At 44.4% G+C, this 1,557-nt stretch carries 2 protein-coding genes; both read right to left on the bottom strand.

Annotation, left to right across the window (positions count from 1 at the left end; genetic code table 11):
• Positions 1–641, bottom strand: a 641-nt coding sequence (locus LS48_RS14570; protein WP_062623209.1) for an IS110 family transposase, incomplete at its 3' end; no start/stop codon positions are given.
• A gap of 250 nt (positions 642–891) precedes the next feature.
• The coding region (locus tag LS48_RS14575; protein ID WP_235811043.1) for a transposase at positions 892–1,557 on the bottom strand (666 nt) is incomplete at its 5' end.

Here is a 1,557-nt window from a genome sequence, read left to right on the forward strand (position 1 = left end):
CCATCTGTTATAACAATGAGGAAGAGGGCCGTTTTGGTACCCAGGCCTGGAATTCCCTTCAACAATGTAAGTTGGTGTTGTTGGTCCTGCTTTACCAATAAAAGCAACCTTTCCTCCAGTGCCTTTACCTCCTTGTCCAAATGCTTGAGGTCACGCTTGAGGGATTGATGGACAAACTTGGAGGGAATGCCCAAAGTTTCCTCCCCGTGCAGCTTGTTCTTGGTGGCGGTGCGCTTCTTCAGATAGCTGTCCAGTAACCTAAAAAGCTGCAGACACTCGGCCTGTACATCCGTAAGGGCAGTATAGCAAGGGACATGATTTACCCTGCCGTACTCACAGATTGCCCTGGCATCGCTCTTGTCCGTCTTCACCTTGGCAAGCTTCATCTGGATGAAACGCTTTACCGATAATGGGTTTACTACCGAAACGACAACGCCGTGCTTAAAAAGATACTGTGCCAGTCGATAGTGATAATATCCGGTGGCCTCCATCACCACGAGCGAGCCCTGGGCAATAGCCTTTAAAAAAGAACTGAAACCCTTCGGGGTATTATCGAACTGATGATGGGCATCATCGGAGCACACCACATCAAAGACATCCTTACTGATGTCCACTCCGTAAATTTTGCTATATTTATTCATAGAAAAACAAATGACGAAAGGACAGTCTACTCTGGTTTCACCAACTTAAAAACGAGGTCAGGGCCTCAAAGATCTGAACGAAATTAAAGTAGAAAAGAGCGGGGATTATCAATGTTGACGGAATCAAAAGTTCCACTGGTAACCTTAACCTTACTCCGCTCTTTTGTTCTTTCTGATTTAATATTTAAAGTTAACCGTTTTAATTAAAATCAAACTTAAGATGGTAACCGTTGCACAACCCCTTAATTTTTTAAACCTGAACCAATATAAGCCGTTTTAAGCGGCTTTGTTTTTTTGATTGGACTTGAGAATGAGCCAAATTTGGTGCTTTTAAAAAATGCCTTGCTACATTCTGAAGCACTGTTTTTGGCAAAAAATACAAAACCAGGCTTTCCGCCCCGCTCTTTGCGCGTTTTTGGATAAACTTGAGGTATTTCTTGAGGTTGTAGGCCATTGCCGAGAGGTGCATGCATTTGTTGGCCTGTTTAATGCCAATGGTATTGACCTTGCGAAGCCCCATAAGCTCCTTGAGGGTTCCAAAGACAGGCTCCACGGTGCTTTGCCGTTTGCTTTTTAGATACCGGCCAGTGGGGCTCTTCATTCGCGCTATGTTGCGCTCATATTCTTCCCGGTAAGCAGTGATATTGATCCGCTTTTCGTGGCTCTTGCCTATACAGCTTTCTTTGATGGGACATCCCTTGCAATCACTTCGTTTTGTAAAATAATTATCCTTTAATGTGCCTTTTTCAAGTTTCTGCTTGCGGAAGGTTACTTTCTTTCCCTGTGGGCACAGCCAGTAGTTACCTTCTTTTATATATTTAAAGTCTTCGGGGCCGCCTTTGTAAGTTCCGTGGGGCGGAATGTAGCTTTTAATGCCCCTGGCTTCCAGATAGGCATAGTTCTCCCCACTGCTGTA

This window comes from Aequorivita aquimaris, assembly GCF_001573155.1.
GTDB classification, from domain to species: Bacteria; Bacteroidota; Bacteroidia; order Flavobacteriales; family Flavobacteriaceae; genus Aequorivita; species Aequorivita aquimaris.